This is a genomic window from Xanthomonas cissicola, from assembly GCF_008801575.1.
In the GTDB taxonomy this organism is placed as follows: domain Bacteria; phylum Pseudomonadota; class Gammaproteobacteria; order Xanthomonadales; family Xanthomonadaceae; genus Xanthomonas; species Xanthomonas cissicola.
On sequence record NZ_VZPL01000002.1, the window covers coordinates 75,050 to 101,740 of the forward strand.

Genomic DNA, 26,691 nt, shown 5'->3' on the forward strand with positions numbered 1-26,691 from the left:
TCGGAAGTCAGGAAGCGGTGGGCAGGCGCACGCCATAGAACGCCTGAAACAGCGCAATACGGCTCAGCACGCGTTGGCGTGCGGTATCCAGGTAATCGAGTTCGGTCTGAGCGATGCGGGTCCGCTCGGCCAGCAGCGCGCTGCGGTCTTCCAGACCGGCATCCACGCGTTCATGCATTCGCGCAAGACGCAGTTGCTCGCGTTCGACCTGCTCGCGCGAGCGCGGTTCGGCCTGCGACAAGGTGGCGTGGGCGTCGAGCGCGTTGGCGACCTCGCGGAATGCAGCTTCGATTGCCTGTTCGTAGGCAACGACATCGGCGCGTTCGCGCACCTGCGCCAGATCCAGATTGGCGCGATTGCGGCCGCCATCGAACAACGGCAAGTTCAGCTGCGGCATGAAGCTCCACACACCATGGCCTGCAGAAAACAAGCCGTTCAATCCGTCGCTGGCAGTACCCACGCTGCTGCTCAAGGTGATCGACGAAAAAAACGCCGCGCGCGCCGCACCGATGTCGGCATTGGCCGCGCGCAACTCCAGCTCGGCCTGCTGGATGTCCGGGCGTTGCAGCAACAGCGACGAATCCAGGGCGCGCCACGCACTGGCAGGCGTATCAGCGGCGATCAGACCCTGCAGATCGCCGGGTACCGGAGTGCTGTCGTAGCCGGCCAGCAACTGCAGCGCACGCACCGCCGCAGCGTGGTTGTCGTTGCCCTGCAGGGCCGTCACATGGGCCTGGTCGGCCTGGCGCCGCTGCGCATCGCGCTCGTCGCGCGCAATCAGCCCTACCTGATATTGCCGCTCGGCAACGGCAAGCAACGCAGCGCTGTCGGCATCCAGCGATTGCAGCTGTTGCAGCGCCTGCGCCGTGGCACGCTCGGCGGTGTAGGCGCGCAGTACCTCTGCAATCAGGGCGCCACGCGCCGCGTCGCGGCCATAGGTACTGGCCAGGTAGCGCTGGCGTGCGGCCTCGGACATCGCCTGCAGCTTGCCGAAAAAGTCCACTTCGACATTGCCGATCCCCGCATTGGCAATCACCAGATCCTGCTGGTACCGCGCATCCAGCGTCGGGTTGTCGAAATGTTGCCGCAGCTGCTGTGCGCCAACGGCGAGCGTCGGCAGGCGCGACGCCTGCGCGATGCCGTACTGCGCACGCGCCTGTTCTACCTGCAACGCCGCACGGCGGAAATCGCCGTTGTGTGCCAAGGCACGTTCGATCAGGGGCCGCAGGTCGCGGTCTGGCGCGAAGGCCTGCAGAAACGCGCGCTCTTGCGCGTTCAGAGCGACGGCGGCGGTCGCATTGGCGTCGGGCTGACCGGATGCCGGTGCGGATGCCGCCTGCGGGCTGCCGAAGGTGGCCGGTACGCTGACCACCGGGCGCTGGTAGGCCGGTGTCAGCGAGCAGCCAGCCGCCAGCACCGCACTGGCGGCGACCAGGCACAGGCAAGACCAACGATGCGGAATAATTTGTGGAATCATGATGTCGGAGCACAGAGCCAATCTCGACCGACATCCTCGACCCGCAGCGTCCAGGTTGTTTTCGGGAATTATCCAGATTTGATCGAGACGACAGGGCAACACGCCATGACAGGCAAAAAGGTTCTGCTGGTGGAAGACGACAGCGATAGCGCCAGCATTCTGGAGGCCTATCTCCGCCGCGACGGCTTCGATGTGGCGGTGGCCGGCGATGGCGAACGCGCCATCCAGCTGCACCGGCAATGGGCACCGGATCTGGTGCTGCTGGACGTGATGCTGCCCAAGCTCAGCGGCATCGAGGTGCTGTCGACGATCCGCCGCGCCGGCGACACGCCGGTGATCATGGTCACCGCCATTGGCGATGAGCCGGAAAAGCTCGGCGCCCTGCGCTACGGCGCCGACGATTACGTGGTCAAGCCGTACAGCCCCAAGGAGGTGGTGGCGCGCGTGCATGCCGTGCTACGCCGCAGCGTGGCGGTGCGCGCGCCGGGCGAACCATTGCAGCACGGTCGGCTGAGCGTGGATCCGGCCGCCGTGGTCGCCAGCGTGCAACACGAAAACGGCGACAGCGTGGCGCTGGATCTGACGCCGACCGAATTCAACCTGCTCGCGCTGCTGCTCAAGACCCCATTCAAGGCCTTTACGCGCAGCGAACTGCTCGACGCCTGCCTGCCCGACAGCGATGCATTGGAACGGGTGGTGGATTCGCACATCCACAACCTGCGTCGCAAACTCGAAGTGCATGGCATCACCGGTGTACTGGTCACCGTGCGTGCAGTGGGATATCGCTTTCAATGAACGTGCTGCGGCGGTTTCATGCCTGGCGCAACCAGGCGCCCCTGTGGTGGTGGGTCGGACTGCGCATGAGCGCGCTGGCGGTGGTGACCATGATGGTCATCGCGTTCGGCATGTGGTGCTATTTCAATCTGCGCTACAGCCTGATCCTGAGCAATGTGCCGGCCGAACCGCGTGCCGAGATTTCCCAGCTGATCGAGCAACCCAGGGCCAACCAGGCCCGCCTGTGGGAGCTGTTCCAGCGCTATTACGACATCGAAAATTTCCTGCCCGGGCTGGCCAATCCGGACTGGTGGATGCTGGGCGCCATGATGACCATCTCGGTGCCGGTCATCCTGTTCTGCGGCCTGCTCGCGTCGCGGCCGCTGTCGCGGCAATTTTCGCAGGTGGCTTTCGCGGCGCACCGGGTCAGCGATGGCGATTTCGGCGCACGCGCACAAGTGGTGCGCGGCGCGCCGGACGAGCTCACTGCCCTGGCCGAGGACTTCAATACGATGAGCGGCAGGCTGCAGCAGTACGAGCGCGAATTACGCGACTCCAGCGCGATGCTGGCGCATGAATTGCGCACCCCGCTCAATGCCGCGATGGGACGCGTGCAAGGCATGCTGGATGACGTCTTCCCGCGCGAACCCGAGCAACTGCGGCTGGTGCATCGCCAGCTGGAGCAGATCAATCGCCTGATCGGCGACCTGCACCTGGTGTCGCTGGCGCGTGCCGGCCAGCTGGTGCTGGAGCCGGAAAGCGTCGAGCTGCGGGAACTCGTCGCCGAGCGCATCGAATGGGCGGGGCCGGCGCTGCGCGAGGCGCAGATGACCATCCACTACCCCACGCATCCGGCGCTGCGCCTGCATGCCGACCGGCACCGGCTGGGCCAGGTGCTGTCGATCCTGATCGATAACGCGTTGCGCTACGCCGCCGCCGGCAAGCTGCTGGAGATCGAGGTGCGCCGCGATGGCACCGGCGTGCAGCTCACCGTCGGCGACCGCGGCCCCGGCGTGGCGCCCGCGCAATTGCCGCACCTGCTGGACCGCTTCTGGCGCGCCGACAGCTCGCGCGCGCGGCATTCCGGCGGCAGTGGCCTGGGCCTGGCGATCGCCTCGGCCATCTGTCAGGCGCACGATGGCCAACTGGTCGTCAGCAATCGCCCCGGCGGTGGCCTGCTGGCCAGCGTGCAGTTACCGCTGGGGCATTGACGCAACGCCCGGCCACGCGCACGCCAGCGCGACTGCCCGCACCTGCGGGCAGTTGCGCAACCGATCACCGCGACTGCAGGCTCGGCACCGCGTCGCTCACATGGGCGTGGCGGCGCATGATCCAGTTGAACAACGGCGTGGCCATCAGCGTGGACAGGATCGCCATCAGCACCAGCACCGAGAACAGGCCCTGCTCGATTACACCCGCCTGCAAGCCGATGTTGATGATGATCAGCTCCATCAACCCGCGTGCATTCATCAGCGAACCGATCGCCATGGCGTCGCGGTTGTTCTCGCCGGTGGCACGCGCCGCGGCCCAGCAGGCCACGCCCTTGCCGATGAACGATGCGGCCAGGATCGCCACGCCGGCCAGCATGATCTGCGGCTGCAGCAACACGCTGAGCTGGGTTTTCAAGCCCGAGTAGGTGAAGAACATCGGCAGCAACAGCACCACGACGAATGGCTGCAGCATCTCGCGCAGCTTCTCGGTCAATGCGCCCCTGGGCAGGCAGACACCGAGCAGGAAACCGCCGAACACTGCATGGATGCCGATCGCATCCATCGCCCAGGCGCTGGTGCAGAACAGGATCAGCACCACCGCCAGGACACTGTTGCTCAGCGGCTGGCCTGGCACCACATGATCGGCCAGCCGCTTGAGCAGATGCCGGCCGACGAAAATCATGAAGACCGCATAGCCGATGCCGCCGCCGATGGCCAGGTAGGCACTGCCCCAACTACCGCCGAAACTGGCCAGCACCACGGCCAGAATGCACCACGCTGCAGCATCGTCGAACGCGCCAGCGGTCAGCGCCAAGGTGCCCAACGGGCTATTGGTCAGACCGCGTTCGTGGATGATGCGCGCCAGCATCGGAAAGGCGGTGATCGCGATCGCCGCGCCCAGGAACAACGACGCTTCGGTCAGCTTGGCCTTTTCCGAAAACAGGCCATCCACGTTGATCAACCACGGGCACATGGCAAACGCCAGCAGGAACGGCACCGCGATGCCCGCCATCGACACGCTCATGGCGCTGCGATAGCGCGCGCGAAAGTGGTCGCCGCGGAAATCGGTTCCGACCAGGAACATGTACAGGCCCACGCCGAACTGCGCGAACACATACAGCACGTCCAAGGTCTGCTTGGGGAACAGGGCCGCCTGCGCGCCCCGCGCCAGCAAGCCGAACAACGAGGGCCCCAGCATCACGCCGGCAATCATTTCCCCCACCACCTGCGGTTGCCCGAGGCGCTTGGCCAGCATGCCGACCAGCCGGCATACCAACAAAATCGCGGCCGCCTGCAAAAAGAAGTACACCGACATCTGCGGAGTGGTCATGCGTGCGGCAACATCCCTGAAAAGTGCGCAGATCGTAACCGGAGCTGCCGCACTTCGATAGCGTGCGGCTGCCGTGGCGATCCAAGCCCATCTGCGCGCTTGGGCCCGCCAGGCGCAGCGCGAAGGTCATCCGCGCTTGCCTGCATCATTTGCCCGCAGCGGTCGGCATCGGCACCGGCGTCAGCACCAGGTCCTGGAAATCGAAGCTGAAATCGGTCAACGGCGAAATCGGCTCCATGCGCATCTCGCGCACCGCGCCATCCGGGGTCAGCGCGAAATTGACGAAGGCATCGGCATTCAAGGAGCGGTCGTCCCAGCGCACGATGAAGCTGTCGTGCTGCCAATGCTCCAGCGTGCCCACCAACTGGGCGGTCTTGGCGAACTGCAGGCGCAGCCGCTTGCCGTCCTGCACAATCGCCACATCGCCATACCAGGGGTCGCGATAGGTGGCCGCGTAACTGCGCAGCGGCAACGACGGCGTGGACCGCGACGCACGCGCGTCCTGGTGCTTGTTCCAACTCGCGTCCGCATCGCTATCGGCCTTCTCCACCAGCTTGGCGTAAGCGGCGGTCCAATCGGTGGACGGCACCTGCAAGAACGCATCCAGCACCTGGAAGGTCACCGCATTGAACGCTGCGCCCACCTCCTGATTGGTCAACACCACCACACCCAGCTTCTGATCCGGCAGCAGCGTCAGGCGCGACACCATGCCGGGCCAGCCGCCGGTGTGCCAGACCATGCGATGGCCGCGGTAATCGCTCAGGCTCCAGCCCTCACCGTAGCCGGCGAAGTTCGGCCGCGCCGCGGCAAGCTCGGGCACCTGCACCTCGCCGATCGGGATCGGCGTGATCATCGACCACATTTCCTGCTGACGCTTGGCGCTGAACAGGGGTTTGCCATCGGGCAGGATGCCGCCGGCCAGTTGCACATTCATCCACAGCGCCATGTCGTGCACGCTGGAATAGATGCCGCCGGCGCCGGAGTTGTTGGACCAGGTCAGCGGCGCCACCGTGCGCAGCTCGGTAAAGTCGTACTTGGCATGCCCGACTGCGGCGTGATCGCCGGGCTGCAGATGGTCGGCGTTGAAGCGCGTGCCGCGCATGCCCACCGGGTCGAAGATGCGTTGCTGCAGAAATGCCGCGTAACTCTGCCCGGAGACCTGCTCGATCACCTTCTGGGCGACTGCGTACAGGATGTTGTCGTACGCATAGCGGTCGCGAAAACCGCCCTTCAGCGGCACCTTGGCCAGGCGCTGCACGACCTCTTCGGTGGTGTAGCTGGTGCTGGGCCAGAACAATAAATCGCCTGCCCCCAGACTCAGGCCGCTGCGGTGCGCCAGCAGATCGCGGATGCGCATCTGCCCGCTCACATACGGGTCTGACATGCGGAACCACGGCAGATGGTCGATGACCTTGTCATCGAGCGAGAGCTTGCCTTCATCGGCCAGAATCGACAGCGATGCGGCAGTGAACGCCTTGGTATTGGAGGCAATCGCAAACAACGTGTCGGCCTGCACCGGCGCGGGCTTGCCGGTCTCGCGCACGCCATAGCCGCGCTCCAGCACCACCTGGCCGTCCTTGACGATGGCCACCGCAATACCGGGCACGTCGAACTGCTTGCGCACGCGTTCCATCTGCGCATCGAACTGCTGCATGCCGGCGGGGAGTTCGGCCGCGTGCGTTGTCGTCACCAAGCTTGCCACCATCAGCACGCCCCCACTCAGCCATCGGTTCAAGGTCACTGCATCACCTTCAGGTTATTGGTCAGATCGATCCGCCGGCGCCATCCAGCGCCAACGGTTGCGGCGCCACCAGCACGCCATTGGCATCGGCGTACAGCCAATGGCCCGGAACGAAGGGCACGCCGGCAAAATTCACCGGCACATCCACATCGCCCAGATCGCGTCGCTCGGTGCGGCGCGGACAAGCCGCCAGCGCCAGCACCCCCAGCGGCAACGTGGCAAGAATCTCGACATCGCGCACGCAGCCGTGAATCAGCACGCCGGCCCAGCCGTTCGCGACCGCGTTGGCCGCGATCTGTTCGCCCAGCAGCGCATGCTTCAGCGAGCCCTGCCCGTCCACCACCAGCACGCGGCCGTCGCCCGGCGTTGCGGCCAGCTCGCGCACCCGCGAGTTGTCTTCGAAACAGCGCACCGTGGCCAACGGTCCGGCGAATGCCGTGCGCCCGCCGAAGTGGCGGAACAGCGGCTCGGCGATCATCGCGTCGGGGTAGCGGTCACACAGATCAGGCGTGGTCCAGGTCATCGGGGCGATCTCGCGCGGCAGAGCTGGCATGGTAGCCGGCTGTGGCGGCGCGCGGGCGATGGGTGACCGATGACCGATACCCGATAAAGCGACATGCAGGCGCGCACGCGCAGCGAAGGTGCGCGCACGCGGACAACGCTGCGTTCGCCGTGTCGTGATGGTCGCTGCAAGGCAGACGCCATGCGGCGCTTGCCGCGCATGGTCTCCGCCAATGCGCTGCTGCGCTAGCGTCCAGGGCATCGGCTTAAAGTAAGCACTGCGAATGCGCCGAACTGCGGCATCGAGACGCGTGATGCAGCCGACGCGGGTGGAGGCAGCTGCGCCGTTGGCGTCTTGCGCAGCCCACCTCGAGCCGTTTGCAACGCCAACACGGCAGACCCGCGCAGGGGCAACGCCCTGGCACGACGACCGCCAGACTGCCATGCAACGTTGCGCCGTGCAGGCTCAACCATTGCACTGCGCAACGGCGCCCCATTGGCAACCGCATCTTCTCATCGCGCAACGCGCGCCACGGCTATGATCGGGCGGCGCGCGTTGCATCCACTGAAGCATCCGCAATGGTGCACGACCTCGCCAGCGAGTATCCATGCAATGACCGATCTGTTCGCTTCCGCACCGCCCGCCCTCGAAGGCATCCACATCGGCATTGGTGGCTGGGTCTATGCGCCGTGGCGCGCGGGCATGTTCTACCCGGAAGGGCTGGTGCAGCGCCGCGAGCTGGAATACGCAAGTCGCCACGTCACCGCCATCGAGATCAACGGAACCTATTACGGCACGCAGAAGCCGGCCACCTACGCAAAGTGGCGCGATGAAGTGCCGCCCGGCTTCGTGTTCTCGGCCAAGGCGCCGCGCCGCATTACCCAGTCGCGCAAGCTGGCTGGCACCCAGGCGCAGGTGGAAGATTTCATCGGCGGCATTGTCGAGCTCGGCGATACCCTTGGCCCACTGGTGTGGCAATTCGAACAAGGGCACCGGCTGCAGGCCGACGATCTGGACGCGTTCTTGTCGTTGCTGCCCAAGCGTGCAGGCACGCGTGCGCTGCGCCATGTGCTGGAGATCCGCGACCACGATGCGGTGGATGCCTCGCTGCTCGCATTGGTGCGCGGCCATGGCGTGGCCACGGTGTTTACCGATTCGGATGAGCACCCCTCATTCGCCGATCTCTCCACGGATTTCGTTTATGCGCGTCTGATGCGCAGCCAGGCGCGCCTGACTGCGGGGTATCCGGCGCCGGCACTGGCGCGCTGGGCAGAGCGCATCCAGGCCTGGCGTCGTGGCGAAGACCCGGCCGACCTGCCGCACGTGGATGCTTCCACAGCGCCGGCACGGCAGCCGCGCGAGGTCTTCGTGTTTTTCATCAGTGCGGCGAAAGAACGCAACCCGGCGGCGGCGATGGCGCTGTTGAAAGAATTGTCGGCGCGTTAGAGCAGTTCGCAACGCGACTGCGCAGCCGCGATGCGGGCGCCGCCGGCACTCGGACCCGGCAGGTTCCACGCGTGCGCTCGGCGTCTGCATGCGGCATCCACAGCCATCTGACGACGGGTTGCTGTTGTATGAGCCGCTCTTGGTCCGCGCATGCAATCGGCGACGATCGATGCGGCCGTCTCTGGAGCGCAGCGTTGATCGAAGAGGTGCAGCGATCGATCGCGGCGTGAGGCGGTGCATCGCTCGTCGGCCATCTTGCCGTGATGTAAGCCGGTCGATGGCTGGCGGGTCGCGCGATGACGGCTCGACAGCCGGGTCAGCCATCCCCTCGCCCCGCCGCTGCACACTGGCGCCGCTTCCCTCGCAGCGCAACATCACGCACTTTTCGGCGACAATGGCGCATGCCCACGACCGACCTGCGCAAGGCGCAACTGCAAATCCACTTCTGCGTCCTGCTTTGGGGCATCACCGCGATCCTGGGCAAGCTGATCACGCTGCAGGCTTTGCCGCTGGTGTGGTGGCGCATGTTGATCGTGGTGGTGGCACTGGCCTTGTGGCCACGCGTGTGGCGCGGGCTGCGCGGCTTGTCCGGGCGTGTGGTGCTGGGCTATTGCGGCATCGGCGCGCTGGTGGCCTTGCACTGGCTCACCTTCTACGGCGCGATCAAGCTGGCCAATGCGTCGGTGGCGGCGACCTGTATCGCACTGGCGCCGGTTTTCACGGCAGTGATCGAGCCATTGGTCACGCATCGCCCGTTCCGTCCGCGCGAGTTGTTGTTCGGGCTGGCCGTATTGCCCGGCGTGGCGCTGGTCGTCGGCGGGGTGCCGGACGGCATGCGGGCCGGCGTGGTGGTGGGCGCGATTTCGGCGGTGTTCGTCGGGCTATTCGGCTCGCTCAACAAGCGCATGGTGGCGCATGCCGACCCGCTCACCGTCACCGCGCTGGAACTGGGCGCCGGCACGTTGACCCTGACCCTGCTTGCACCGGCGATGCCGCTGCTGCTGCCGGCGTTGCATGGCGATCTGCTGGTGGTGCCCAGCCTGCACGATGGCGTGTTGCTGCTGGCGTTATCGCTGGCCTGCACCTTGCTGCCCTTCGCGCTGGCGCTGGTGGCGTTGCGGCATCTGAGCGCCTATTCGGTGCAACTGGTGACCAATCTCGAACCGGTCTACGCCATCGTGCTGGCGATCGCGCTGCTGGGCGAACAACGCGAACTGACCCTGCAGTTCTATCTCGGCGTGGCGATCATTCTCGGCGCGGTGTTCCTGCATCCGGTCCTGGAGCGTCGGCGCACCGCTGCGCACCCGGAATTGCTCGGCACAGCCGAGGCGAAGAATATCGTCGACTGATTGCACGGCGCTGCAAGACCACGCTTCTCCACAGCGACCGTTGCGTTGAAGCACGCCGATGTTCAAGCGGCATCGCGCGGCGTCAGCATCCCGGCGCGCAGCAATCGACGTTCCATGCGCTTGCCAGGCCACCTGCATCGGCAGGCGCGCAACCACGCCCACCCTACTCCAGCGCAACCACCTGATCGCGCCCGCCGCGCTTGGCCGCATACAGGGCCTGGTCGGCGCGCTTGATCAACGCCTCCACGCTTTCCTGCGGGTACAAGGTCGCCACACCGATACTCACCGTCACCGGCAGCGCGATCGTCATCGCCGCCACGCTCTGGCGCAGGTATTCGCATTGCACGCGTGCCTGCAGCAGATTCGCATTGGGCAGCAGCAACACGAATTCCTCGCCGCCATAACGGGCGATGGTGCCGGCACCGGCCATATGCGCACGCAGCAGGGTAGACAGTTCGCGCAGCACGGCATCGCCCTGATCGTGCCCATGCACATCGTTGACGGTCTTGAAATGGTCCACGTCCAGCAGCGCGACCGACAGCGGTTGGCCCACCGCGCGCGTCTGTTCGGTGGCCGCCGCCAATGCCACCGCGAACGCACGCCGGTTGGGCAGGCCGGTCAAGGGATCGGTGCGGGTCTGTTCGACCAGGTCGGCGTGCAACGCATCCATCTGCGCGTAATAGCCGGCCATCTGCTGTTCGTACCATTCGCGCTCGTGCAGCTGCTGGCGCAACTGCCGGCCGGCCAGCCGCAACTCAAGCAGCTGCGAGGCCTGCCGCGACAATGCCTGCAAGGCCTCGCGCTGGTCTTCGCGCAGATGCGCCGGGGCCTGGTCGAACACGCACAGCGAACCCAGCGCCATGCCCTGGCTGGTCACCAGCGGCGCGCCGGCGTAGAAGCGCACCCCGCCGCTGCCCACCACCATCGGATTATCGTGAAAGCGTGGGTCCAGCAAGGTGTCGTCCACCATCAGCACTTCGTCCGGGCGCAGGATCGCGTGCGCGCAGAACGAGATATCGCGCGGTGCTTCGCTGCGCGGCGCACCGTGCGCAGACTTGAACCACTGCCGGTCTTCGTCCACCAGCACCACCGCCGCCATCTGCGTCTCGCACAGCGTGGAGGCAATCATGGTCAGGTCGTCGAATGCCCGTTCGGCCGGCGAATCCAGCACGTCGTACTGGCGCAGCGCGGCCAGCCGCTCGGCCTCGTTGCTCGGCAATTCCGGTTTGATCACTGCCGCCCCCTGGCTGTTATCTGTGAAAGTATGCCGGAGCCCAGCCAGTGCCACCATCGGGCGGCCCCCCACTCTGCAGCACCGCAAGCGCCGCCCTGGCCGGCATCGGATGTTTCGAAGCGTGATCCATAGAGCGGGCGCAAACGCCCGGCACGGCGTTGCCCGTTGGGCGCGGCAGCACGGCACTGCAGCGGGGGCATGTGCCGTGTCCGAAAGGCCGGCTGTGCTGGCCTAACAGCGATGCAGTCGGCCCGGCACAGGCGCTTACCAATCGGTGCGTTGCGGCAGCAGCCCGCGCAATTCCGCATCGCTGAGGTTGCGCCACTGCCCCGGCTTGAGCGCAGCCAACTTGATGTTGTCGATGCGCACCCGGCGCAGTTGCGTCACCCGGTAGCCGAACTCGGCAGCCATCAGGCGAATCTGTCGATTCAGGCCCTGCTCCAGCACGATGCGGAAGCCGAATTTGGCAATGCGCGCGGTGCGGCACGGCAGCGTGGTTTCGTTGTGGATGCGCACGCCGCGCGCCATGCCGCGCAAGAATTCGTCGGTGACCGGCTTGTTGACCGCGACCAGGTATTCCTTCTGGTGGCGATTTTCCGCGCGCAGGATCTCGTTGACGATGTTGCCGTTGCTGGTCATCAGGATCAGCCCTTCGGAGTCCTTGTCGAGCCGGCCGATCGGGAAGATGCGCTGCTCGTGACCGACGAATTCGACGATATTTCCCTTGACCGAACTCTCGGTGGTGCAGGTGATGCCCACCGGTTTGTTGAGCGCGATGTAGACGTGCTTGCGACCACCGAGCTTCTTGGCCTCGCGTATGCGTAGCGGCTGGCCATCCACCAGCACGGTATCTTCCTCGCCGACCACCGCGCCGGTGCCGGCGGGCACGCCATTGACGGTGACCCTGCGTTCGCCGATCAGACGATCGGCCTCGCGGCGTGAGCAAAAGCCGGTTTCGGCGATGTATTTGTTGAGTCGGATCGTCATCTGCCAATTATCGGCGATTTAGAGCAGCCGACAAAACTACCGTGCAGCCGCCAGAGGCGTGTACACGCAGCACCGGCATGACGCTGCGGGAAGTCGCCTGGGTCAAGTGCGCTTACCCGGAGACGGCCACCAGCTGCGGCGTGTGCAACAGCTCTTCCAGCGGGCATGGACGATGCAGGCTGAAACCCTGCACCTGGCCCACACCGGCTTCGCGCAGCCCGGGGATGTCGGCCTCCGATTCCACGCCTTCGGCGACCACCTCGATGCCCAGCGCCAGCCCGACCTGGGCGATCGAATGCACCGCCGCGCGATCCACCGCATCGTGCGCATAGTTGCGGACGAAGCCGCAATCGATCTTCAACACGTCCACGGTGAATTGCTTGAGATAGCCGAACGAGGCCAGGCCGCTGCCGAAATCGTCCAGCGCCACGTGGCAGCCGCGCGCGCGCACGCTCTGCACGAAACGCTGCGCGTGTTCCAAATCGCCGATGACCGCGGTCTCGGTGATCTCCATGCACAGCTTCGGCACCAGTGCCGGGTAGCGCTCGAACAGGGCGCAGACAACGTCGAGAAAATCCGGTTGCGCGATCGATTGCGCAGACAGATTGACGTGGCACAGGTCCAGCGTCGCCACATGCATCGGGTTGGCCGACAACTGCGCGCACAGCGCTTCCAGCACATAGGTATCGACCATGCGCCCCAAGCCGTAACGCTCCACTGCCGGCAAGAATTCACCCGGACTCAGCACCCGTCCGTCGCTGGCACGCATGCGTACCAGCACCTCGTACTGCAGGCGTCCCGGGTCGTTCAGCACCTGGATTTTCTGCGCGTACAACAGCAAACGCTCTTCGGCGATCGCCTGTTGCACCGCACTGATCCAGCCGCCATCGTGGCGGCGCTGCGCCAGTGCCAGATCGTTTTCGTTGAAGCAGCGAATGCGGTTGCGCCCTTCTTCCTTGGCCGCATGACAGGCCAGATCGGCGGCGGTCATCAAGGCATTGAGGTCGCTGACGCCCTGGCGAATCTCCACCACGCCAAAACTGCAACTGGGCGTCAGCGGCCGCCCGCCTTGATGGCTCCACGGTTGCCCGAGCGCGCCGTGCATGCGTTCCAGCACGATTTGAGCCTGCGCCAGATCGGTATTGGCCAACAGGATGGCGAACTCATCGCCGCCCAGGCGCCCCAACCAATCGCCGGAACGCAGCTGCATGGTGATCACATCGGCGAAGTGGCACAGGAATCTGTCGCCGACCGCATGCCCGAAGGTGTCGTTGACCAGCTTGAAATGATCCAGGTCGACAAAACACAGCGCGTGGCACATCTGCGGCGATTGCGGCAGCTCGATCAGGCGCAGCAGCCGGCGTTCGATTTCATGCCGATTGATCAGGCCGGTCATCGCATCGTGGCGCGCATGGAAGGCCACTTCGTCGGCCAGCTCATGGGCGTGCGAGACATCTTCGATCACCGCCAGCACCAGGGTCGGCTCTTCCGGCCCCGGCTCGACCAATGAGGCGCTCCAGCGGCCCCACATCACCCCGCCATCGGCACGCACGAAGCGCAACTCGCCGGACTGCAGCAGCTTGGGCCAATCGAGCATGCCGCGGCTGTCCAGCTTGATGTCTTCCGGATGCATCACCTCGGCCAGCGTGCAGGCCTGCAGCTCTTCGGGTCGGTAGAGCAGCACATTGGCCATCGACGCGTTCGCATCCAGCACGTTGCCGCGCAGATCGAACTTGACCATGCCCAGCGCCGCCTGCTGAAACGCGGTGCGGAAGCGGCCTTCGTGCGACAGCAGATAATCGCGAATGCGCCGCATCGCCAGTACGCAGGTGATCAATACCAGCAGCAAGGTGGCCAGGCTGCAGACCACCATCACATCGTGCAGCAGCCGCGCGCAGCGGGTCAGGTAGGCCAGGAATTCGGAGGCGTCGCGGCGCATGCGACCGTCCAGCAGATGCAGTTCATCGCGCAGTGCCTGCAGCGCGCGCGGGTCGGGCCGGTTGGCGGCCTGCACCGAAGCGGCGCGGTCGGCCAGGTCGCTCAGTTGCAGGATGCCGACGTCGGTGCGCTTCCACAGCGCGATGGCGTCGCCGAGATACGGAAATTGGTGCCCGTAGCGATACAACCGCACCATTTGCGGCATGTCTTGATGAGCATTACGCCCAGCGCCCAGACCGGCGTAGACCGCGTCCCAATCGATCACCGGTTGTTCGATCGCCACGCGTGCGGCACGGTCGCCCAGCGGCACTTCCAGCGCGCGGCAAGCGGCCTGCAGATCGGCCGTATCGCCGCTGCCCAGGTAGCGCTCCATCCAGTACACCGATTCTTGCTGGGCGTTGGACCAATGGTTTTGGCCGACGATCCAGGCAGTAGCGCCGGACTGGACTTCGATCACCAGCGCCGACACCACCGTCATGCAGACGGCGATACCGATCAACAGCGCCAGAGGAAGCGTCAGCCAGCCACGCACCAGATGCATGGTCTGCCCACCGCCCTTGCCGCGTATCGCCTGCGCCATCGCCGTCCGTCCTTCGCCGCCCTAGTGCGATTCAGGCACCCACTGGGCGCCTGAAGGCAGTAACGGCCGCAACGGCCGAGTCTGTATGGCTATGCCCGCTTGGCGTAGTGCACTCGGGGTTAGCGACGCTGACTAGATCAGCCTGATCGCCGCCGCCTTCAGGCGCCGTAGCGCCCCACTTGCTCGCTATGCTCTTTAATGCATAGCGATACTGGGCAACCCTACTGTCTGCAGGATCCCTGCGGGCGGTGCCGAACAGGCCTACTCGCCGCGCGGCTTTGGCGGACCCTTGCGGTGCGGTGCGCCGGCGCGGTCCATCGGACGTCCCGGGCCGTTCGGACGACCGGACGGCTTGCCGCCACGCGGGAAGCGCGGCTTGGACGCCGCAGTGGCCGCTTCGCCGTCTTCCAGCTTGCGCATGTTGAGCTGCTGACCGGACACCCAGACCTTCTTCAGGTGGGCGAGCAGTTCGCGCGGCATGTCGGCCGGCAGATCCAGGATCGAATAATCGTCCTGGATGTCGATACGACCGATATAACGGCTTTCCAGCCCGGCTTCGTTGGCGATCGCGCCAACGATGTTGGCCGGCTTCACGCCGTGGCTGTGGCCCACTTCGATGCGGTAGCTCTCCATGCCGAACTCGGGCTCTCCGCGTGGGGCCGGCTCGCGGCGCGGACGCTCGCCGGTATCGTCGCCGCGCGACGGACGCGCAGCGCGTTCGCCGTCGGCACGCGGGCCACGTTCGAACGTGGGTTCGAAACGCGGGCGCTCGCCCCGGTCGGCTCGCTCGTTGCGCTGGCGCGGAGCGGACTCTTCGCGCACACCGCGCACCGGCGGGGTCAGCAGGAACGGGGCATCGCCCTGCAGCAGCTTGGCCAGCGCGGCAGCGATATCGATCGCCGGCACGTTGTTTTCGGCCTCGTAGCGCTGCAGCAGATCGCGATACATGTCGATCTGACCACCGGCCAGGGTCTCGGTGATGCGGGTCATAAAGCGCGCGACGCGGGTGTCGTTGACCGCGTCCACGCTCGGCAGCTGCATCTCTTCGATCGGCTGACGGGTGGCGCGTTCGATGGAGCGCAGCATGCCCTTCTCGCGCGGCGTCACGAACAGGATCGCGTCGCCGTTACGCCCGGCACGGCCGGTGCGACCGATGCGGTGCACGTAGCTTTCGGTGTCGTAGGGAATGTCGTAGTTCAGCACGTGGCTGATGCGCTCCACGTCGAGACCGCGTGCGGCCACGTCGGTGGCGACCAGGATGTCCAGCTTGCCGTCCTTGAGCTGGGCGATGGTCTTCTCGCGTGCGGCCTGCTGCATGTCGCCGTTGATGGCCGCTGCCGCCATGCCGCGCGCCTGCAGCTTCTGCGCCAGCTCTTCGGTGGCCGCCTTGGTGCGCGCGAAGATGATCATGCCGTCGAACGGCTCGACCTCGAGAATGCGGGTCAACGCATCCAGCTTGTGCAGCCCGCTCACCCACCAGTAGCGCTGGCGGATGTTGGCCGAGGTGGTGGTCTTGGCCGCGATGGTAACTTCGGCCGGGTCCTTCAGATAGGTCTGCGCGATGCGGCGGATGGCCGGCGGCATGGTGGCCGAGAACAACGCCACCTGGCGCTGCCCCGGCAGTTTCTTCAACACCGCTTCGACATCGTCGATGAAGCCCATGCGCAGCATTTCGTCGGCTTCGTCCAGCACCAGCGTCTTGAGCTGGGACAGATCCAGGGTGCCGCGGTCCAGGTGATCGATCACCCGGCCCGGGGTACCGACCACCACATGCACGCCGCGCTTGAGCGCGCTCAGCTGCTGGGCATACGGCTGGCCGCCGTAGACCGGTAGCACGCGGAAGCCGGGAATGGCTTCGGCATATTTCTGGAACGCCTCGGCGACCTGGATGGCCAGCTCGCGGGTCGGGGCCAGTACCAATGCCTGCGGCTTGACCTGGTTGAGATCGGCGTTGGACAGCACCGGCAGCGCGAACGCGGCGGTCTTGCCGGTGCCGGTCTGGGCCTGGCCGAGCACGTCGCGGCCGGCCAGCAGCGCGGGGATGGTGGCGGCCTGGATCGGCGACGGCGACTCGTAGCCCACATTGGCAACGGCCTTCATCACAGCGTCCGAGAGGCCGAGATCTGCAAACAGCAGCGGCGCGGAAGATTCTTGGGTCATGGGTAACTCCGGAGGCGCCGCACGGAGCCGGCAGGCGCAAAGCAGCATAGTGTGCCTCTTCAGCCCCCTTGCTGTCGAAATTTTCGTGACAGTCCATTCAGGTTGTGAGGAATCGCGCTCCTGCGCGAATCATCCCGTGTCGTCCCTTCACCTGCCCGACCGGAGCCATGCCCCTGGACACAGATCTGCACACCCGCTTCAGCGCCCTGCTGCAGCAGCATCGCGCCATCGTGCTGAAAGTGGCGGCCAGCTATTGCCGCGACCGCGACGACCGCGACGAACTGGCGCAGGAAATCGCTACGCAATTGTGGCGGGCATTTCCCGGCTACGACCCGAGTCGGCGCTTTTCCACCTGGATGTACCGCATCGCCCTGAACGTGGCGATCAGCGATCTGCGCGGCCGCCGCGCGGCCGGCGAGCCGATCGCGCTGGACGCGGTGGTGGAGCGCATCGCCGATCCATGCGCACACGACCCTGTACGCGAGCAACAGGTGGCCGCGCTGTATGCCTTCATCGCACACCAACTGCCGCTGGAACGCGCGCTGCTGTTGCTCTATCTGGACCAACACAGCTATCGCGAGATCGCCGACGTGCTCGGCATCAGCGAAACCAATGTCGCCACCAAACTCAGCCGCCTGAAATCGCGAATCCGCGCCGAGCTGTGAACCCCACCAATCCGCAACCGGAGCAAGACATGGAACTGGACGACATCGCCCTGGCCTGGCGTTCGCTGGAACAACGGCTGGATCAACACGCCGCACTCGCCGGCCAGGTGCTCGGCGACCTGCGCAGCCACGCAGCACGCGCGCACCTGCGCCCGTTGTGGCTGAGACAGTCGGCGCAACTGCTGTGCGCCATCGCATTGAGCGGCCTCGTTGCCCACAGCTGGTTTGCGTTCCCCGAACAGGCGGCAGCCATCGTCGGCGGAGTATTGCTGCAGATGTGGTGCGTTGCGCTGGCAGCCTCTGCGGCCCGTCAACTGTGGCTATTGTCGCAGTTGGATTTCGCCAGGCCACTGCTGCAGACACAGCGCGCGCTTGCACAGCTGCGGCGCTGGCGCACACGCGTCGCGCCGTGGCTGGGCGTAGCGTTCTGGGTGCTGTGGGTAGCGGTGGCAGACGCTGCGTGGCGGGCCCTCACCGGCCGGTCGTTGCCGTACGCCTGGCTGCTATGCAACCTGCTGGTCGGCGTACTCGGCGGCATCGGCACCTGGCTGGGCTATCGACGGCTGCAGCGCAGCGGTCACCCCTGGCTGGAACGCCTGGACACCGTGCACGCCGGCCGCGGCGTCGCTCGTACCGAAACCCTGCTGGAACAGATCGCGCGTTTCCAGCGCGAGTAGGCGGATAATCGCGGTCTCCCTGCGACCGAGCGCACCATGCAATACCTGGAATTCGACCTGGACGGCGACTACATCGAACTCAACCAGTTGCTCAAGCTGGCCGGCATTGCCGACAGCGGCGGCCAGGGCAAGGCGATCGTCGCCAGCGGCGCGGTCAGCGTCGACGGCATGCAGGAGCTGCGCAAGACCGCCAAGATCCGCCCCGGCCAGCTGGTACAGCTGGACGATGTGGAAATTCGCGTGCTGGCATGGGACCCGGACGCCGAGCCTGACGCATGAAGGTCGTGGAGATCAGCCGGCGCAACAACGCACCTTCGGCCGACGATCCAATCCACGACGTCTGTGTTTTTTCGATCGCCATCGACTCGGACCAGCCGTTCTGGCTGGAGCAATCCATCGGCGGCGGCCATGCCGAGCGAGGCGGCTGCAGCATGCTGGCCTTGCACGAACTGGACACCTGGCGCGGCCACTGGTGTGCACATGTGACCAGGGCGGGTTGCGCCTGGGTGATTCCGATCCTGGAACAAGCCCTGCGTACCGACGATGCGCAGGCGGCCATCGCTGCAATCTTGGCGCGGGTGCAAGCGACTGATTGAAGCTCACACCTGCCGGCGACGCTGCATCAAATGCCCAGCAGTGCACGCACCAGTTTGATGATGCCCCAGAACGACACCACCCAGATGGCGCTGCGCAGGTACGCAATACCCGCGGCATACACCGGCACATAGGCCACGCGCGCCCACAGGTAGAGCTGCACGGCGAGTGCTGTGTCTGCGCTGGTGCGCCCGGCCACGCTCACCGCCAGCACGGCGGCCGCGAAGATCGGAAAGGTCTCCAGATAGTTGTGGAACGCGCGGTCCAACCGGGCGGCCACGCCGGTCAGCGGCTTGGCCTCGCCATCGCGTGCGCTGGCGTTCCACTTGGTGCCGCGTTGGGCGGTCATGCTGGCCGAGGCAGCCAGCAATTGCACCAACCCGAGCACCATCGCCCAGCCCAGCATCTGCAGCTCGATCGTCAGTTGCATACGTTTCTCCCGGCCGATGGAAACATCACTTCACCGCCGTGCGCAGGCTGTAACCGGCCAACCGCCAGGTCTTGTCTTCGTCCAGACGGAACGACACCAGCTCGCGGACCGGCTGCTGTGCCTTGGCGAAACGGGTCGGAAAGCTGACGTTGACATACAGGCCTTCGGGCACCTGCGCGCCGGGACCGTACTTGACCCGCGTGACCGAGCCCTGCCCGCGCCCCACCACCGCACCCAGCCGCGCGCGTTCGGTACCGATCTGGCTGACGAAGACATCGCGCTTGACCGCGGTCTTGGCCACCTTGGACGCGCCATCCCACAGCGAAGCGACCTGGTTGCCGTCCACCATCTGCGCCACGCGCAAGGCGGCCTGAGTCATCTCGGTGTTCTGCTTGGTCAGCTGCGCCTGCTGCGCCGGGCTGAGGGCCGGCTGCCCGGCGGGCGCTGCAGGTGCCGGTTGCGCCGCAGCCGGGCTGGCGGAGCGACTGGCGGCCTGCGGTTGTTGAGCGAACGCCAGCGCTGGAGCCAGTGCCAACACGATAACCAGACGAGAACGAAGCATGGGACGGGGACCTTGTACGGATCGGGTGGAAAGGAAGAGGCGCCGCCCACCCTTTGGTGGGTAGCGCAGTCTAGGACGCGTCGTGCGCAACACAAGTCTGCGGATGCAGGTCCGGGGGACGGCGCTGAAGGCAACACGGCAAGCGCCGACGCGCCTCTTGGACAACGCACTTCTCGAGCACGCAAGCGGCGAGCAGGGACCTCTGGCCACGGCCGCGCGCATTCGACGTCATCAGTCTGGCAGCGGCGTTTTCATCCTTCTGTTGAAGTGGCAGGCATGCTGCAGATGGCAGCATCGGCTGGGTGCGATGCGTGCGGCAATGTCTTGGCGTCATCAGGGGCCAGTCGCGAACAGGGCCCTTGAAGTCCCATCGCCGTTGTCTGCGCGATCTATGCCTCGCCTCCGGAAGCAGGCGGCACGGCCGTCACGCCACGCGGCCGCCACAGACGCCAACTGACCCAGAAGGCACGCGCGATCGCGGCGATCAGCGCCGCCAGACTCAGCCAGGCTGCCAGCGTCGCCGGCCATTGTTCGTGCATGGCCGCAGCGGCCAGGCGCAGCAACTCGGCCACGCCGAAGCCAACCAGCACCAGCAGGGCCGACGGTAGATATGCCAGTAACACACCCTTGGTCTTGCCTCGCATACGCCCCCCGGCTCGGTTGTGATGCAGCGACGATAGGCAGCGCGCAGTGCGATGCGCGTGAAGCCCATCACTGCGCTCAGCCGTCGGGGTGCGGCGCGGACGGCGGGCCGGCCTGGGCGGCATCCTGCGCTGGCGCGGAGTCCGGCTCGGCTGCAGGCGTTGCCGCACCTGCGGCATCGCGCTGGGCCTGGCCGTTCTGCGCCTGGCCGTTCTGCGCCTCATCGGTCTGCGTCTCGGCCGTCGGGCTGGCCGGTAGCGCCGCGGCATCGGTTTCGGCCAGCGGGCTTTCTTCCGGGCAGGCCGCATCCGGAAAGCCGAAGCGCTGCTTCAAGGCCAGGCCGCAGGCATTGACCGCATCCAGGTCCGCGCCTTCGCCCTTGCACTTTTGGTCGAAGGCGACCAGAAACGCGTCCTTGCGGCGCACGAAGGCATCGCCGCACTTGCGCATCTGGCGGATGCGTTCCAGATCGTCCTGCACGGCATTGGTGCCATCCAGCCCGTATTCGCGCAACTCCTCCATGCTGAGCAGGCGCAGGCTGCGGTTGGGCACGGTCATCATCAGGTCGGCCACCGCCACCGCCACGCCGTTGCGCTCCAGGTAATCCTTGACGTTGCCGTAGACCTCGCGCAGTTCGCGATTGAGCTCGGCGCGCGAGGTCGCCTTGGAGCTGATCCGCATCATGCGGTGAATACCGACCTTGCCGGCGACCAGGCGGTTGTCGCCGGCCGCCAGCACGAACACGCAGGCGCTGTGGCAGATCGAGCCTTCGCGCACCCAGATGGTCCAGTTGGATTCGCCAATGGTGTCGCCGGCGCGGATTGCCGCCTCCACCTGCCCGCCACTGGAATCCAGGTCCAGGATGCGATGCGGCAACTTCCACTGCTCCGCGACCGAGGCCAGACGCCACACCAGGGCCGCAAAACCTGCGTTGATCTTGCCGGCGTAGCGCACCCGCACCAGCCCGGTCTCGCGACACGGCGCCAGCGCCGCTTCCACGCTGGCCCGGTCCAGTGTCGGCAACAGCGTGCCGTCGCCGGCTTCGCGGCTGTAATCGGTCGCGCAGCTGATCCAGGCCTGGCCCGATTCCAGTTCCGCCTGCGGCCAGCCTGCCTCGCCCGCCTGCGTGCGCGGGCGCGGCGGCGGGACCGGGTCGGGCGTATCCACCGACACCATGTGATCGCCATCGCCCGCCTGCCCTGCACCACTCTGCTGCGCAACCGCTGCATCGGCCGAGGTCGCCGACCGATCGCAGGCGGCCAGCAGGAGCAAGCAGGCAAGGGACAGACAAACCGATTTCAGCATGATGTGGGGCACGGAGCGCGACGGAGATCACCCGCAGTCTATGGCTGAATGGATCGATGGGTTGACCCGGCCATGAACGCGCAGGTCCGCCGCAACCGCGTCCGAAAACGGCCAGCCGGCGCGGGGGCGAGCGCATAGACTGGCGACATGCAGACCGCAACGCCCGACCGGACCCAATGCGACCGCGCCCGCCTGGCACGCGATGCACGCTTCGACGGGCTGTTTTTCACCGCCGTGCGCAGCACCGGCATCTATTGCCGCCCGGTGTGTCCGGCACCGCCGCCGAATCCGTCCAATATCAGTTACTACCCCACTGCCGCGGCGGCCAGCGCCGCCGGCTACCGGCCATGCCTGCGCTGCCGGCCGGAGCTGTCGCCGCAGGCGCAGCAGCATCTGGGCGAAGAAAGCGTGCAGCGTGCGCTGGCGATGATTGCCGACGGCGCGCTGCAGGAGCAGCCGGTGCAGACGCTGGCCGACGCGGTGGGCTTGAGCGCGCGCCAACTGCAGCGGCAATTCGTGCAGCAGCTGGGCGCCACGCCGATCCAGGTGCACGGCACGCATCGGCTGCTGCTGGCCAAGCAATTGCTGACCGAAACCGCCCTGCCGGTCACCGAGGTCGCGCTCGCGGCCGGCTTCAACAGCCTGCGCCGCTTCAATGCGGCCTTCCTGCAGGGCTGCGGCATGCCGCCTTCTGCACTGCGCAAGCAGCGTGCCGAGGTGCCGGGCGGCGAACTGACATTGCGCCTGGGCTATCGCCCGCCGCTGGACCTGCCGGCGATGCTGGCCTTCTTGCAGCGCCGCGCGATCCCGGGCATCGAGCAGGTCGATGCGAACGGCTACCGGCGCGTGATCGGCGCGCCGGGCAACGCCAGCGTGATCGAGGTCAGCGCGGCACCGCAGCGCGCGGAGCTGCTGCTGCGCATCGGCGCCACCGACCCGCGCCAGATTCCGCAGATCGTGCGACGCGTGCGCCGGCTGTTCGATCTGGATGCAGACCTGCAGGCCGTGCACGCCACGCTCGCGCCGGAACCGCTGCTGGCCGAGGCAATCGCGCGCCGACCCGGCCTACGCGTGCCCGGTGGCTGGGACGGCTTCGAAGTGGCGGTGCGTGCGGTCCTGGGGCAACAGATCAGCGTGGCCGGCGCGGCAACGCTGGCAGCGCGGCTGGTCGACCGCCACGGCGGCCATCATGCCGACATGCCCCCCGGACTGGATCGCAGTTTCCCCATGCCCGAACAGCTGGCCGACGCGCCGCTGGAACAGCTCGGGCTGCCGCGTGCGCGCGCCGCCACGCTGCGTGCGCTGGCCTCGGCCTGCGCGCAAGGCCAGCTGCACTTCGGCGCCGGACAGCGCCTGCCTGATTTCATCGCCGCCTGCACCGCGCTGCCCGGAATCGGACCGTGGACCGCGCATTACGTGGCCATGCGCGCGTTGTCGCATCCGGACGCGTTTCCGGCCGGCGACCTGATCCTGCAGCAAGTGCTCGGCGCCCCCGAGCGCCTGAGCGAACGCGCCACCGATGCCCGTTCGCAAGCGTGGCGACCGTGGCGCGCCTACGCCGTGCTGCACCTGTGGCATCTGGCCAACGACCGCAAGGACACCCGCGCATGAGCACACTGCACTACGACACCTTCCCCTCGCCGATCGGCGCGCTCAGCGTGGCCGCCGACGACAAAGGCGTGCACCACATCCTGTTTGCGCAGAACCGCTACGACGCCATCGGCCGTGCGCGCTGGTTGCACGACCCCGATGCGCCGCTGGTGCGCGAAGCACGCGAACAATTGCTCGATTACCTGCATGGCGGGCGACGCAGCTTCGATCTGCCTCTGGCGCCAGTCGGCACACCGTTTCAACTGACGGTCTGGCGCACGCTGGCGCAGATTCCGTTCGGGCAGACCTGGAGTTATGCGCAACTAGCGCAGGCGGTCGGCAAACCGGCCGCCAGTCGCGCGGTGGGCGCCGCCAACGGACGCAACCCGCTGCCGATCGTGCTGCCCTGCCATCGCGTGATCGGCGCCAATGGTGCGTTGACCGGCTTCGGCGGCGGCCTGCCGACCAAGCAGGCGTTGTTGCAGTTGGAAGTCTGGTCGCCGCGTAGCGCCGCGCGCGCCGACGATCTGTTCGCACCCGCCTCGGCAGCGCGCACCGGCTGACTTCGCGGAGTCATCGCTGCGCCGTAAACTTACGCCATGATCGACCGACGTTTTGGAGTTGCCGCAGCGGCGCTTGCCTTGCTTGCGGCCTGTAGCAGCCCCCCATCCGCGCGCAGCGCGCCCACGCAGTTGCCGACTGCAGCGCCCGGTACCGCATCGGCCAGCACCCCGCACGCATTGCTGCTGATCTCCATCGACGGCCTGCGCGCGGACATGCTCGATCGCGGCATCACGCCGAACCTGTCGCACCTGGCACGCGAAGGCGTACGTGCGCGCTGGATGGCGCCCTCGTATCCGTCGCTGACGTTTCCCAATCACTACACCCTGGTCACCGGGCTGCGCCCGGACCACCATGGCATCGTGCACAACAGCATGCGCGACCCGACGCTTGGGGGTTTCTGGTTGAGCAAGTCCGAGGCGGTGGGCGATGCGCGTTGGTGGGGCGGCGAACCGGTGTGGGTGGGCGTGGAGAACACCGGCCAGCATGCCGCCATCTGGTCGTGGCCAGGCAGCGAGGCGGCGATCAAGGGCGTACGCCCGTCGCAGTGGCGCCATTACCAAAAAGGCGTGCGCCTGGACACGCGCGTGGACGCGGTGCGGGGCTGGCTCGCAACAGACGGTGCCCAGCGCAATCGCCTCGTCACGCTGTACTTCGAACATGTGGACGAAGCCGGCCACGACCACGGCCCGGAATCGCGCCAGTATGCCGACGCCGTGCGCGCGGTCGATGCGGCCATCGGCCGGCTGCTGGCTGGCACGCAGCGCGACGGTACCCGCGCGCGCACCAACATCATCGTGGTCTCCGACCATGGCATGGCCGAGGTGGCGCCAGGGCATGCGATCAGCGTGGAAGACATCGCGCCGCCGCAGATCGCCACCGCAATCACCGATGGCCAGGTGATCGGTTTCGAACCACTGCCCGGGCAACAGGCCGCTGCCGAGGCCACCGTGCTTGGCGCGCACGACCACTACGACTGCTGGCGCAAGGCGGAGCTGCCGGCACGCTGGCAGTACGGTAGCCATCCGCGCATTCCGTCGCTCGTGTGCCAGATGCATGAAGGCTGGGATGCGCTCTTCCCGGACAAGCTTGCCAAACGCGCGCAGCGCGGCACGCGTGGCTCGCACGGCTATGATCCGGCATTGCCATCGATGCGCGCCGTGTTCCTGGCGCAAGGCCCGGATCTGGCGCAGGGCAAGACACTGCCAGGCTTCGACAACGTGGATGTCTATGCGCTGATGAGCCGGCTGCTGGGTATTCCGGCCGCACCCAACGACGGCAACCCGGCAACCTTGCTGCCGGCCTTGCGCATGCCGCCAGCACCCGACGCCCGGTAGAGGCGACTGGCATCGGCAACAATACCGGCGTGCGCACGCGTGCGGCTGCAACACCGAAAACGCGCATGCAGGCAAGACGCGGCTCCAAGTCGCCGCCGCATACCTCATGTTGGCGACAGCACAGGAATGTGGGTCGCTGTCGACACCGCTGCGGCCCAGCAGTGCGACAATGACGCAATGTCTGGTTCCAAACTCCCCCCGCGTCGCTTGCGGCCGCTGTTGTCCAGCGAAGGCTGGCGTCGTCGCGCTGCACTGTGGGGCGGCGCGATTGCGGTGGCGCTGGTGGCGATCGTCTTCGCAAAGGCCAGCGACGCGGCCTTCCATCTTTTTCAACGCATTACCGCGCACTCGATCTGGTGGGCGCTGCTGCTGACGCCGGGCATCTTCGCCCTGCTTGCCTGGCTCACCTCCGGTGCGCTGCGGCCCACGCGCGGCAGCGGCATCCCGCAGGTGATTGCCGCGCTGGAACACCCCGACCCGGCATTTCGCGACAGCAACCTCTCGTTGCGCGTGTCGGTCGGCAAGCTCGCGCTGACCACCTTGTCGCTGCTCGGCGGCGCATCGGTAGGACGCGAAGGACCCACCGTGCATGTCGGCGCCAGCCTGATGCATGTGTTCGGGCGCTGGTTCGGTTTTCGCGACCCACGCGAGCCCTCGCATTTTCTGCTCGCCGGCGGCGCCGCCGGTATCGCGGCCGCGTTCAATACGCCGCTAGCGGGTGTGGTATTTGCGATCGAAGAACTGAGCGGGCGTTTCGAGCACCGCTTTTCCGGCACCTTGCTCACCGCGGTGATCGTTGGCGGGGTGGTGTCGCTAGGCCTGCTGGGCAGCTACACCTATTTCGGCAAGGTGGCGGTGGCCTTGCCCTTGGGCCAGGCCTGGTTGGCGATCGCCTTGTGCGGCAGCGTGGCCGGGTTACTCGGTGGCCTCTTCGCGCGGATGGTGCTGGCCAGCGTCAGCGGCAAACCGCGCTGGCTGGGTGCGCTGCGCCAACGGCATCCGGTGCTGCTGGCCGCGCTGTGCGGCGTTGCCCTGGTCGGGCTGGCGCTGGTGTTGGGGCAAGGCGCGTTCGGTACCGGCTACGACCAGGCGCGCAGCCTGGTGCAGGGGCATGCGGTGGTCGGCCACGAGTTCGGCATGATGAAACTCATCGCCAATCTGGTCTCGTATCTGGCCGGCATTCCAGGTGGCCTGTTTTCGCCGGCGCTGGCAGTGGGTGCCGGCATCGGTCACAACCTCTCGGTGCTGATGCCCAGCGTGGATCCACGCACCTTCGTGCTGTTGGGCATGTGCGCCTATCTCACCGGCGTGACCCAGGCGCCGCTGACCTCGGCGGTGATTTCGCTGGAGCTCACCGACACCAGCCAGATGCTGCTGCCGATCCTGGCCACCGTGCTGATTGCGCGCGCAGTCTCCGGGCTGGTCTGCAAGACGCCGATCTATCGCGGCCTGGCCGAGCAGTTGCTGGCCGTGCCGGCGCCCGCTCCCGCTGCAGAGCGCGCGTCGACGTCGCAGCGCCAGACCTCGGCTGGAAACAGCGGCCAGGACGACGCTTCCCAACGAACATGAGCTGCCGCACCGCTCGCCAGCGGTGCAGCA

24 protein-coding genes are annotated in these 26,691 nt (G+C 66.6%); 12 read left to right on the plus strand and 12 right to left on the minus strand.

Annotated elements, in window-relative coordinates; genetic code table 11:
• Positions 1–7 precede the first annotated feature (7 nt).
• Complete coding sequence (locus F7R02_RS01265; protein WP_078591164.1) at positions 8–1,477, minus strand: efflux transporter outer membrane subunit; 1,470 nt, start codon at positions 1,475–1,477, stop codon at positions 8–10.
• 105 nt (positions 1,478–1,582) lie between these two features.
• Here F7R02_RS01265 and F7R02_RS01270 point away from each other — a divergent pair, with 105 nt between their 5' ends.
• Positions 1,583–2,272, plus strand: a complete 690-nt coding sequence (locus F7R02_RS01270; RefSeq protein ID WP_005912893.1) for a response regulator — start codon at positions 1,583–1,585, stop codon at positions 2,270–2,272.
• Positions 2,269–3,462: a sensor histidine kinase gene (locus F7R02_RS01275; RefSeq protein ID WP_078591163.1), complete on the plus strand. Its 1,194-nt coding sequence runs from the start codon at positions 2,269–2,271 to the stop codon at positions 3,460–3,462. The genes F7R02_RS01270 and F7R02_RS01275 overlap by 4 nt, the downstream gene beginning before the upstream one ends.
• Before the next feature lie 64 nt (positions 3,463–3,526).
• On the opposite strand, the gene F7R02_RS01280 is transcribed toward F7R02_RS01275, so the two are convergent.
• The 3 genes from F7R02_RS01280 to rraA form a co-directional block, all read right to left on the minus strand.
• A complete protein-coding gene (locus F7R02_RS01280) occupies positions 3,527–4,792 on the minus strand; it encodes a cation:proton antiporter (RefSeq protein ID WP_078591162.1) in 1,266 nt (421 codons plus the stop codon).
• A 145-nt stretch (positions 4,793–4,937) separates the two neighbouring features.
• Positions 4,938–6,533 carry a serine hydrolase gene (locus F7R02_RS01285; protein ID WP_170912737.1) on the minus strand — a complete coding sequence of 532 codons (1,596 nt, stop codon included), beginning with the start codon at positions 6,531–6,533 and terminating at the stop codon, positions 4,938–4,940.
• A gap of 22 nt (positions 6,534–6,555) precedes the next feature.
• Positions 6,556–7,056, minus strand: coding sequence for a ribonuclease E activity regulator RraA (rraA, locus tag F7R02_RS01290; RefSeq protein WP_078591200.1), 501 nt, complete (start codon positions 7,054–7,056; stop codon positions 6,556–6,558).
• 591 nt (positions 7,057–7,647) lie between these two features.
• Between rraA and F7R02_RS01300 the strand changes: the two genes are divergently transcribed.
• Positions 7,648–8,481: a DUF72 domain-containing protein gene (locus F7R02_RS01300; RefSeq protein ID WP_078591161.1), complete on the plus strand. Its 834-nt coding sequence runs from the start codon at positions 7,648–7,650 to the stop codon at positions 8,479–8,481.
• Positions 8,482–8,882: 401 nt separating this feature from the next.
• A complete protein-coding gene (locus tag F7R02_RS01305; RefSeq protein ID WP_078591160.1) occupies positions 8,883–9,830 on the plus strand; it encodes a DMT family transporter in 948 nt (315 codons plus the stop codon).
• 163 nt (positions 9,831–9,993) lie between these two features.
• Here F7R02_RS01305 and F7R02_RS01310 read toward each other — a convergent pair whose 3' ends face one another.
• The 4 genes from F7R02_RS01310 to F7R02_RS01325 all read right to left on the minus strand — a co-directional run bounded on the left by F7R02_RS01310 (position 9,994) and on the right by F7R02_RS01325 (position 16,729).
• The gene (locus F7R02_RS01310; protein WP_078591159.1) at positions 9,994–11,121 is read right to left on the minus strand and encodes a GGDEF domain-containing protein; all 1,128 of its coding nucleotides are present in this window, start codon (positions 11,119–11,121) and stop codon (positions 9,994–9,996) included.
• A 207-nt stretch (positions 11,122–11,328) separates the two neighbouring features.
• Entirely contained in the window at positions 11,329–12,051 is a 723-nt protein-coding gene (locus tag F7R02_RS01315) for a pseudouridine synthase (RefSeq protein WP_003487569.1), read from the minus strand.
• A 112-nt stretch (positions 12,052–12,163) separates the two neighbouring features.
• Complete coding sequence (locus F7R02_RS01320) at positions 12,164–14,569, minus strand: putative bifunctional diguanylate cyclase/phosphodiesterase (protein ID WP_139371095.1); 2,406 nt, start codon at positions 14,567–14,569, stop codon at positions 12,164–12,166.
• 261 nt (positions 14,570–14,830) lie between these two features.
• On the minus strand, positions 14,831–16,729 hold the full coding sequence (locus F7R02_RS01325) for a DEAD/DEAH box helicase (protein WP_078591158.1): 1,899 nt from the start codon (positions 16,727–16,729) through the stop codon (positions 14,831–14,833).
• 167 nt (positions 16,730–16,896) lie between these two features.
• Between F7R02_RS01325 and F7R02_RS01330 the strand changes: the two genes are divergently transcribed.
• The 4 genes from F7R02_RS01330 to F7R02_RS01345 are packed head-to-tail and all read left to right on the plus strand — an operon-like array spanning position 16,897 to position 18,667.
• The gene (locus F7R02_RS01330; RefSeq protein ID WP_005912883.1) at positions 16,897–17,394 is read left to right on the plus strand and encodes an RNA polymerase sigma factor; all 498 of its coding nucleotides are present in this window, start codon (positions 16,897–16,899) and stop codon (positions 17,392–17,394) included.
• A gap of 29 nt (positions 17,395–17,423) precedes the next feature.
• Positions 17,424–18,071 carry a hypothetical protein gene (locus F7R02_RS01335; RefSeq protein WP_078591198.1) on the plus strand — a complete coding sequence of 216 codons (648 nt, stop codon included), beginning with the start codon at positions 17,424–17,426 and terminating at the stop codon, positions 18,069–18,071.
• A gap of 36 nt (positions 18,072–18,107) precedes the next feature.
• Positions 18,108–18,350, plus strand: coding sequence for an RNA-binding S4 domain-containing protein (locus F7R02_RS01340; protein WP_033484566.1), 243 nt, complete (start codon positions 18,108–18,110; stop codon positions 18,348–18,350).
• Positions 18,347–18,667 (plus strand): hypothetical protein, encoded by a 321-nt coding sequence (locus tag F7R02_RS01345; RefSeq protein ID WP_016850297.1) that lies wholly within the window; start codon positions 18,347–18,349, stop codon positions 18,665–18,667. The genes F7R02_RS01340 and F7R02_RS01345 overlap by 4 nt, the downstream gene beginning before the upstream one ends.
• Positions 18,668–18,693: 26 nt before the next feature.
• Here the strand turns inward: F7R02_RS01345 and F7R02_RS01350 are convergent, their stop codons facing one another.
• From F7R02_RS01350 to F7R02_RS01365, 4 genes are all read right to left on the minus strand, one after another.
• Positions 18,694–19,095 carry an MAPEG family protein gene (locus tag F7R02_RS01350; RefSeq protein ID WP_078591157.1) on the minus strand — a complete coding sequence of 134 codons (402 nt, stop codon included), beginning with the start codon at positions 19,093–19,095 and terminating at the stop codon, positions 18,694–18,696.
• Between the two features lie 25 nt (positions 19,096–19,120).
• On the minus strand, positions 19,121–19,657 hold the full coding sequence (locus tag F7R02_RS01355; RefSeq protein WP_078591156.1) for a DUF4019 domain-containing protein: 537 nt from the start codon (positions 19,655–19,657) through the stop codon (positions 19,121–19,123).
• A gap of 389 nt (positions 19,658–20,046) precedes the next feature.
• Positions 20,047–20,301, minus strand: a complete 255-nt coding sequence (locus F7R02_RS01360; protein WP_003487551.1) for a hypothetical protein — start codon at positions 20,299–20,301, stop codon at positions 20,047–20,049.
• 76 nt (positions 20,302–20,377) lie between these two features.
• Positions 20,378–21,604, minus strand: a complete 1,227-nt coding sequence (locus tag F7R02_RS01365) for a COG3904 family protein (RefSeq protein WP_078591155.1) — start codon at positions 21,602–21,604, stop codon at positions 20,378–20,380.
• A gap of 147 nt (positions 21,605–21,751) precedes the next feature.
• On the opposite strand from F7R02_RS01365, the gene F7R02_RS01370 reads away from it, so the two are divergent.
• From F7R02_RS01370 to F7R02_RS01385, 4 genes are all read left to right on the plus strand, one after another.
• Positions 21,752–23,215: an AlkA N-terminal domain-containing protein gene (locus tag F7R02_RS01370; protein ID WP_005912870.1), complete on the plus strand. Its 1,464-nt coding sequence runs from the start codon at positions 21,752–21,754 to the stop codon at positions 23,213–23,215.
• Entirely contained in the window at positions 23,212–23,757 is a 546-nt protein-coding gene (locus F7R02_RS01375) for a methylated-DNA--[protein]-cysteine S-methyltransferase (protein WP_078591154.1), read from the plus strand. The genes F7R02_RS01370 and F7R02_RS01375 overlap by 4 nt, the downstream gene beginning before the upstream one ends.
• A gap of 36 nt (positions 23,758–23,793) precedes the next feature.
• Positions 23,794–25,092 carry an alkaline phosphatase family protein gene (locus F7R02_RS01380; protein WP_078591153.1) on the plus strand — a complete coding sequence of 433 codons (1,299 nt, stop codon included), beginning with the start codon at positions 23,794–23,796 and terminating at the stop codon, positions 25,090–25,092.
• Positions 25,093–25,218: 126 nt separating this feature from the next.
• Entirely contained in the window at positions 25,219–26,661 is a 1,443-nt protein-coding gene (locus tag F7R02_RS01385) for a chloride channel protein (RefSeq protein WP_139371094.1), read from the plus strand.
• Positions 26,662–26,691: the final 30 nt, after the last annotated feature.